The organism is Methylophaga sp. UBA5088 (assembly GCF_002414625.1).
GTDB classification, from domain to species: domain Bacteria; phylum Pseudomonadota; class Gammaproteobacteria; order Nitrosococcales; family Methylophagaceae; genus Methylophaga; species Methylophaga marina.
The window spans coordinates 22,197-30,790 of the sequence record NZ_DIAC01000074.1; the positions used below are offsets into that span (position 1 = coordinate 22,197).

Annotated in this window: 10 protein-coding genes; 9 read left to right on the forward strand and 1 reads right to left on the reverse strand. The window is 43.1% G+C overall.

Features of this window, described 5'->3' with window-relative positions; genetic code table 11:
• On the forward strand, positions 1 to 206 hold a 206-nt coding region (locus tag B4K20_RS09470), incomplete at its 5' end, for a diguanylate cyclase domain-containing protein (protein WP_289282698.1).
• Position 207: 1 nt separating this feature from the next.
• Here the strand turns inward: B4K20_RS09470 and pyrC are convergent.
• Positions 208 to 1,257, reverse strand: coding sequence for a dihydroorotase (pyrC, locus tag B4K20_RS09475; RefSeq protein ID WP_289282699.1), 1,050 nt, complete (start codon positions 1,255 to 1,257; stop codon positions 208 to 210).
• Between the two features lie 165 nt (positions 1,258 to 1,422).
• On the opposite strand from pyrC, the gene B4K20_RS09480 reads away from it, so the two are divergent.
• From B4K20_RS09480 to B4K20_RS09515, 8 genes are all read left to right on the forward strand, one after another.
• Entirely contained in the window at positions 1,423 to 3,165 is a 1,743-nt protein-coding gene (locus tag B4K20_RS09480; RefSeq protein ID WP_289282700.1) for an acetolactate synthase 3 large subunit, read from the forward strand.
• 2 nt (positions 3,166 to 3,167) lie between these two features.
• Entirely contained in the window at positions 3,168 to 3,662 is a 495-nt protein-coding gene (gene ilvN / locus B4K20_RS09485) for an acetolactate synthase small subunit (protein WP_286304693.1), read from the forward strand.
• A 48-nt stretch (positions 3,663 to 3,710) separates the two neighbouring features.
• Complete coding sequence (gene ilvC / locus B4K20_RS09490) at positions 3,711 to 4,724, forward strand: ketol-acid reductoisomerase (protein WP_289282739.1); 1,014 nt, start codon at positions 3,711 to 3,713, stop codon at positions 4,722 to 4,724.
• 113 nt (positions 4,725 to 4,837) lie between these two features.
• Entirely contained in the window at positions 4,838 to 5,587 is a 750-nt protein-coding gene (pssA, locus tag B4K20_RS09495; protein ID WP_289245318.1) for a CDP-diacylglycerol--serine O-phosphatidyltransferase, read from the forward strand.
• Between the two features lie 34 nt (positions 5,588 to 5,621).
• The gene (locus B4K20_RS09500; protein WP_286304691.1) at positions 5,622 to 7,154 is read left to right on the forward strand and encodes a 2-isopropylmalate synthase; all 1,533 of its coding nucleotides are present in this window, start codon (positions 5,622 to 5,624) and stop codon (positions 7,152 to 7,154) included.
• Positions 7,154 to 7,615, forward strand: a complete 462-nt coding sequence (locus B4K20_RS09505) for a DNA polymerase III subunit psi (protein WP_289282701.1) — start codon at positions 7,154 to 7,156, stop codon at positions 7,613 to 7,615. The genes B4K20_RS09500 and B4K20_RS09505 overlap by 1 nt, the downstream gene beginning before the upstream one ends.
• An 11-nt stretch (positions 7,616 to 7,626) precedes the next feature.
• Complete coding sequence (rimI, locus tag B4K20_RS09510) at positions 7,627 to 8,097, forward strand: ribosomal protein S18-alanine N-acetyltransferase (protein WP_289282702.1); 471 nt, start codon at positions 7,627 to 7,629, stop codon at positions 8,095 to 8,097.
• A gap of 98 nt (positions 8,098 to 8,195) precedes the next feature.
• The coding region (locus B4K20_RS09515) for a superoxide dismutase (RefSeq protein WP_289282703.1) at positions 8,196 to 8,594 on the forward strand (399 nt) is incomplete at its 3' end.

Below are 8,594 nucleotides of genomic sequence, written 5' to 3' on the forward strand. Positions count from 1 at the left end.
ATGCTGATCAAAAAGCGGTTGATGAAGTGATGAAACGTTTTTCAAAGCAAGTTGAAGCATCTAATAAACAGCGCGAACTTGGCTATGACATTACTTTTTCATACGGTGTCGTATTGATGGACTCAGACAAACATCAAGGTATTGAAGATTTACTTTCTGAAGGTGATGTCTTGATGTATAAACGCAAACGCAAGCAAAGCCGTTAGATTAACTAACGACTTTCCAAGCTATCTGATTTCCCGCCCGCATGGGTACCAATGAACTGTCTGCAAAAGGTAATGTTTGAGGAACGTCCCAGCTTTCTTTTACTAACGTTATTTGAGTCTGATTTCTAGGTAAGTGATAGAAATCAGGTCCATTAAAGCTGGCAAACATTTCTAATTTATCTAATGCATTTGCTGCCTCAAATGCTTCTGCATACAACTCAATCGCGGCATGAGCGCTATATATGCCGGCACAACCACAGCTTGATTCCTTACCTGCTCTAGGATGAGGCGCGCTATCCGTGCCTAGAAAGAATTTCTTACTGCCACTGGTCGCTGCTTTAATCAAAGCCTGTTGGTGTGTATTTCTCTTTAATACAGGTAAGCAGTAGTGGTGTGGCCTTATACCTCCCACCAGAAGATCATTTCTATTTAACAGTAAGTGATGAGGGGTGATAGTTGCAGCAATATGGTCAGCAGCGCTAGCAACAAACTCAGCGGCATTGGATGTCGTGATATGCTCAAAGACGATTCTCAGTTCAGGAAAATCTTTTATCAGAGGGATTAATATCTGATCGATAAAAACTTTCTCGCGATCAAATACATCTATCTCGGGCGAAGTGACTTCACCATGCACAAGTAGTGGTATGCCGAGGTTTTGCATCGCCTCTAATGCCTGATAGCAATGACTAAGTTCAGTGACACCCGCATCTGAATTTGTCGTGGCACCTGCTGGATATAATTTGACACCATGAACGATTCCACTCTCGTGAGCACGATAAATTTCATCGGCAGAGGTGTTATCGGTGAGATACAATGTCATTAAAGGTTCAAACTGACTGTGTTCAGGCCTGTTTTCTATTATTCTGGCTCTGTAATCAGCGGCCAATGCAGTCGTCGTTACAGGTGGTTGGAGATTTGGCATGACGATGGCACGGCCAAAGACTCGAGCTGTGTCAGAAACTGTGCGTTTTAGTGCCAGATCATCGCGCAAGTGTAAGTGCCAGTCGTCAGGACGAGTTAATGTAATTTGCTTAGATTTTAATTGTGTCATAGCGTTAAATTATGCCACAGCAAATGCATTAAGGATAAATAGATCTTTTATGGGCAGAAAAGGCGACAGACCTTATTCTTGACCTTATCACGCATTACAAGTAACTTTACACGTTTACAATTTTTTAGCTCACTAAAAAGAACGGCATACATATAAGGGGAACACGTGGAATTAAGTGGTGCCGAGATATTAGTTCAATGTCTCAAAGACGAAGGTGTTGAATACCTTTTCGGGTATCCTGGTGGTGCAGTGCTGCATATCTATGATGCGCTATACAATCAGGAAGATGTCAAACACATTCTGGTTCGACATGAGCAAGCTGCAACGCATGCTGCAGATGGCTATGCTCGTGCCACAGGTAAACCAGGTGTGGTCTTAGTCACATCTGGTCCCGGCGCTACAAATGCCGTCACCGGTATTGCGACGGCCTATATGGATTCTATTCCAATGGTGGTTATCACTGGACAGGTAAGCACTGCAGTTATCGGTAGTGATGCCTTCCAGGAAGTCGATGCGGTTGGCATAACTCGTCCCTGCGTAAAACATAACTTCTTAGTTAAAGATATTAATGATCTTGCGGAAACAGTAAAAAAAGCATTTTATGTCGCTTCTACTGGTCGTCCTGGCCCTGTCGTTGTTGATGTACCTAAAGACATTACTGATCCAGCTGTGAAGGTGCCATATCACTATCCCGATAAAGTGAATATGCGTTCTTATCAGCCAACAGTGAAAGGCCACACAGGTCAGATTAAGCGTGCTGTTGATTTGATGCTATCAGCCAAAAAACCGATGATTTACACTGGTGGTGGTGTAGTCCTAGGTAAAGGTTCAGATGAGTTACGTCAATTTGTTCGTCATCTAGGTTTTCCTATCACTAGTACCTTGATGGGCTTAGGTGCTTATCCTGCCAGCGACAAACAGTTCCTTGGCATGTTGGGTATGCACGGTACTTACGAAGCGAACATGGCGATGCATGATTGCGATGTCTTGATTGCTATCGGTGCACGTTTTGATGACCGGGTGACAGGTAAAATTGCCGAGTTTTGCCCGCATGCTCAAATCATTCATGTCGATATTGATCCGTCTTCAATATCCAAGACAATTACTGTTGATATTCCTATTGTTGGAAGTGTTCCTGATGTATTACAGGAAATGAACCACTTACTCAAAAACAGCAATAAAAAGCCACAGAAAAAAGCGGTGGAAGAGTGGTGGAATATCATTGAAGGTTGGCGTTCGAAGCAATGCATGAGTTATGACCGCAATAGTGACAAAATTAAGCCACAAGCGGTTGTTGAGTTACTTCATGAAATCACGAAAGGCGAAGCTTATGTCACCTCTGATGTAGGCCAACATCAAATGTGGGCTGCTCAGTATTATGGATTTGATGAGCCAAACCGCTGGATTAACTCGGGTGGTCTAGGCACGATGGGATTCGGTTTGCCTGCTGCTATGGGCGTTCAGTTAGCATACCCTGAGAGTACGGTGATTTGTGTGACTGGCGAAGGTAGCATCCAGATGTGTATTCAGGAATTATCTACCTGTCTGCAGTATGGCCTTCCCGTTAAAATTGTTGCACTGAACAATCGTTATTTGGGAATGGTTCGTCAATGGCAGGAGTTTTTCTACGAAAATCGCTATTCGCACTCCTACATGGAGTCGCTGCCTGATTTCGTGAAGTTAACAGAAAGCTATGGTCATGTCGGTATTCGTATCGAGAAACCGGAGGACCTTAGAGCTGAGTTGGAACGTGGTTTTGCGATGAAAGATCGTCTGGTGTTCTTTGATATCGTTACTGACCAAACAGAAAACGTATACCCAATGATTGCTCAAGGTAAGGCGCATAATGATATGCATATGTCACCCTATAGCGCACCTGCACAAGATTCAGAAAGGGAGCTGTCGTAACCATGCGTCATATTATTTCTATCCTGATTGAAAATGAAGCAGGGGCCTTATCTCGTGTGGCAGGGTTGTTTTCTGCGCGTGCATATAACATCGAATCATTAACGGTGGCGCCAACAGAGGATCCATCATTATCCCGTATGACCATTGTCACGACAGGCACTGATCGCATCATCGAGCAGATTGTGAAGCAATTGAATAAATTGATCGATGTGGTAAAACTAATGGATCTGACCGAGGGGCCTCACATTGAACGTGAAATGATGCTGATTAAAGTCAAAGCAGCCACCATGGCTCAGAGAGAAGATGTAAAACGTCTGTGTGATATTTTTCGAGGTCACATTATCGATGTGACTTCATCGACCTATACCATTGAATTGACAGGTGCTGTAAGCAAATTGGATTCTTTTATTGAAGCACTTGCTGAACATAAAATTATTGAAACTGTCCGTTCGGGTGTCACAGGAATTGCTCGCGGCGAGAAAAGCTTGCACCTGTAAACTGAATTTATATTCGTTCAAGAAAATCTAAGGAATTCAATCATGAGTTTGAACATTTATTACGATAAAGATTGTGACTTGTCTATTATCCAAGGCATGAAAGTGACAATCGTTGGTTATGGTTCACAAGGCCATGCCCATGCCTGCAACCTGAAAGACTCAGGTGTGGATGTCACTGTTGCTTTACGTGCTGGCTCTTCATCTATTGCTAAGGCTCAAGCTGCTGGGCTGACTGTTTCTGACAATGTCGGTGAAGCAGTGAAAGGTGCTGATTTGGTGATGATTTTGACACCAGATGAGTTCCAATCTCAATTATACAAACAAGAAATCGAACCTAACCTGAAAAAAAGCGCTGTTTTAGCTTTTGCTCACGGTTTCGCTATTCTTTACAACCAGATTCTGCCGCGTGAAGATCTTGATGTCATCATGATTGCACCAAAAGCACCTGGCCACACTGTACGTAGTGAGTTTGTTAAAGGTGGTGGTATTCCTGACTTAATCGCTGTAGAGCAAGATGCTTCAGGCAAGGCGAAAGATATTGCTCTATCATACGCATCAGGTGTAGGCGGCGGTCGTACTGGCATCATCGAAACAACATTCCGTGATGAGACTGAAACAGACTTATTCGGTGAACAGGCAGTCTTATGTGGTGGCGCTGTTGAGCTTGTCAAAGCAGGTTTTGAAACGCTGACTGAAGCAGGTTATGCACCAGAAATGGCTTACTTCGAATGTCTGCATGAGTTGAAACTCATTGTTGACCTGATGTACGAAGGCGGTATCGCTAATATGAATTATTCGATCTCGAATAATGCTGAATATGGTGAATACGTCACAGGTCCACGTGTCATTAACGAAGAAAGCCGCTGGGCAATGCGTGAAGCATTGAAAAACATCCAGGAAGGTAAATACGCAAAACAATTCATTCAAGAAGGTCAAAGTGGCTATCCTGAAATGACAGCCATGCGTCGTATCAATGCTGAGCACCCAATCGAACAAACAGGTGCAAAATTGCGTTCAATGATGCCTTGGATTCAAAAAATTGTTGATAAGTCTAAAAACTAATCAGCATATTGATTGAAAAAAGACGGGGGCGGTTGTGAAAACAATCGCCCCCGTTTTGTTTGTGTGCCTTAGCTGTCATAATGTAGAACCGAAACAATAGGAGCGTGTTAGTTATGGTTAATAGTGAAAAGCCACAAAATCGTGGTATCTATCTACTACCGAATTTATTCACGACAGCGGGGCTCTTTGCTGGATTTTATGCCATTGTTGCCGGCATTCGTGGTGACTTTGAGACAGCTGCTATTGCTATATTTATTGCGATGATCATGGATGGATTAGATGGTCGTATCGCCAGAATGACCAACACTCAAAGTGCATTTGGCGCAGAATATGACAGTCTAGCCGATATGGTCTCATTTGGTATGGCGCCTGCCTTGGTGATTTTTCAGTGGTCTCTGACTGATATGGGCAAGTTCGGCTGGATGGTTGCGTTCATATATGCAGCCTGTGGTGCATTGCGACTAGCCAGATTTAATACCCAGATAGGTACACAAGATAAACGTTATTTCCAAGGTCTACCAAGTCCTGCTGCGGCCGCCATCATTGCTGGTTGGGTATGGGCAGGCACGAGCAATGATTTCAGTGAGAGCATGATTGCTATTTTCACCATACCAATTACTTTCGGAGCGGCTATACTTATGGTCAGCTCAATGCGCTATCACAGTTTTAAAGAGCTTGATTTACGAAACCGAGTACCTTTTGTTGTAATGCTGGTACTGGTACTTATTTTTGCTCTGGTGGCTATTGACCCACCTACCATTTTGTTTAGCGTATTTTTAATTTACGGTTTATCCGGTCCTGTTTTTACATTGCTTAAACTGCGTCAACATCGTTCTGAGCGTGCGCAGGCTAAAGAAGACTAATAAATAATAATTTAATAATCTGGTTCACACATTTATGACTGACAAGCTAATAATTTTTGATACGACATTACGTGACGGTGAGCAAAGCCCTGGCGCATCGATGACAAAAGATGAGAAAGTCCGCATTGCCAAAGCACTTGAGCGTATGCGTGTAGATGTAATTGAGGCTGGATTTCCTATCGCCAGCACAGGTGACTTTGAAGCTGTACAAGCTGTAGCTAAAGCAGTTAAAGATAGTCGTATTTGTGGTCTGTCCCGAGCATTAGATGCAGATATCGACAGAGCCGGTGAAGCGCTTAAATTAGCTAATGCGTCACGCATTCATACCTTTATTGCAACATCACCTATTCACATGAAAATGAAACTGCGTATGGAACCTGAACAGGTAATAGAAAATGCAGTTCGCGCAGTCAAGCGTGCTCGTCAATATACCGACGACGTCGAGTTTTCTCCTGAAGATGCCGGTCGAAGTGAAACAGACTTTCTGTGCCAAATCCTTGAGGCGGTCATTGATGCTGGGGCATCCACACTAAATATACCCGACACAGTAGGGTACAACTTGCCACATCAATTTGGCTCATTGATTTCAACATTACGTGAACGCATACCAAATGCAGACAAAGCCATCTTCTCCGTGCATTGTCACAATGATCTGGGCTTGGCTGTTGCAAACTCGTTGTCAGCAGTGATGAATGGTGCACGTCAAGTTGAATGCACTATCAATGGTTTGGGTGAACGGGCTGGTAATGCTGCCTTAGAAGAAGTCGTGATGGCAGTCAGAACGCGTCAGGATATGTTCCCATGTGATACTGGTATTGATACGCAGCATATTTTATCGGCATCACGATTAGTGTCGGGTATCACAGGGTTTGTTGTACAACCAAACAAAGCTATCGTTGGCGCCAATGCTTTTGCTCATGAATCAGGCATCCATCAAGACGGTGTTCTGAAAAATCGTGAAACCTATGAAATCATGCGCGCAGAAGATGTCGGTTGGAATACCAATAGAATGGTACTTGGCAAGCACTCTGGACGAAATGCTTTCCGTAGCCGTCTACAAGAACTGGGTATTGAGTTAACCTCCGAAACTGATTTAAACGCCGCATTTACTCGTTTTAAAGAATTAGCGGATAAAAAGCATGAAGTATTTGATGAGGATATTCAGGCACTGGTTAGTGATACCGTTGCGACTGCAGATGAGCGTGTCAGTCTAATTTCATTGAAGGTCTGTAGTGAAACAGGTGAAACCCCATTTGCCACAGTCACATTGTCCGTTGATGGTAGAGAAGTGCAGACACAAATGAGTGGTGGAGGCCCTGTTGATGCTGCTTATAAAGCGATTGAGTCAATTGTGCAAAGTCAAACAGAATTACAGCTCTATTCAGTGAATAGTATCACTACCGGTACTGATGCTCAGGGCGAGGTCAGTGTAAGACTTGAGAAAGGTGGACGGATAGTCAGTGGGCAAGGTGCGGATACGGATATCGTTATTGCATCCGCCAAAGCTTACCTGAACGCTTTGAACAAAATCTTAAGTCCTGTTGATAGAGCGCATCCTCAAGTCTAATGGCACTGTCTGAATATCAATACTCAGTCTTGACTGAAATGGGTATACCCGTTTGGACAAAACGTCAGAGAAAAAGTACTCAGGATATAGCGTCTACTGAGACCATACCTTCAGACACTCTACAGACTCAGGAGCAGAAAATTCCTGATGATGTGCAAGTCGTTCTTGTCGTTGAAGCGACGGCATTAAACGCTGTAGAACGACGTTTATTAACAAGCATTCTAAAATCAGTGGGGCTAGATAACAGACGTCAATACATAATTGCCTCATCAGAAGTCCTGAGATTGAGTCCAGATGAGCTTAATAGCAAAATAATTCTCACAATGATGAAGAGTGAACAGCGTTTGCCTGAAGGTATTGATGCTGTTCAACTTCCATCCTTAGAAGCTATGATAAGGCAGCCTTCATTGAAAGCGGTTGCCTGGCAACAGCTAAAAACTCACGGTAACGCTTTAAATTAACGGACAAGGCTATGGTTTCTCCAAGAGTAATGACGGGTAAGGATTTGCAACTTGTCCATAATATAGAGTGCTCTGCAAATCAGTTTCCGTGGACGCTTAAGAACTTTTCGGATAGTCTTGATGCCGGACATTATGCATGGGTCTATTCTGATACGTATGATGTGGTATTGGGCTACGCCATTTTGCAGTTAGTCCTCGATGAAGCACATCTTCTGAACCTTTGTGTCAGACCAGATATGCAAAGACAAGGATATGGTCGTTTCATTTTAGAACATATCATTGATTTTTCTAAAGCACGATCAGCTTCGATTGTGGTTTTAGAAGTTAGAGAGTCAAATAAAAAAGCACAAAATCTCTATGAGCAGTTAGGTTTTAACGAAATGTCTGTCCGCAGAGGTTATTACCCGGCTGAAAATGGTAGAGAAGATGCAATATTGATGGGGTTGGATTTATCCATGTTATCGATTTTCGGTGATGTGTAAGTAAACTCAAACGGGTAGCACTTGATATCATCTGAGTGCTCTTTTAGAATAATTGACTCAATTACTCGGTTATTTTTCACATATTAGGAGATAAAAATATGGCTTATGAATTGCCACCACTTCCGTATGCTAAGGATGCATTAGAACCAACCATTTCAGCAGAAACGCTTGAATATCACTATGGTAAACATCACCAAACTTATGTGACTAACTTAAATAACTTGGTACCGGGTACTGAATTTGAAGGTAAGTCATTAGAAGAAATTATCACAAAAGCTTCTGGCGGTATCTTCAACAACGCTGCACAAGTTTGGAACCACACTTTTTACTGGAACTGCATGACACCGAATGCGAAAGGCGCACCTGAAGGTGACCTCGCTGCAGCTATCGACAGTACGTTTGGTTCGTTTGATGAGTTCAAAGAAACTTTCAGTAAATCAGCTGCAACAAACTTCGGCTCTGGCTGGACTTGGTTAGTAAAAAATGCTGATGGTAGT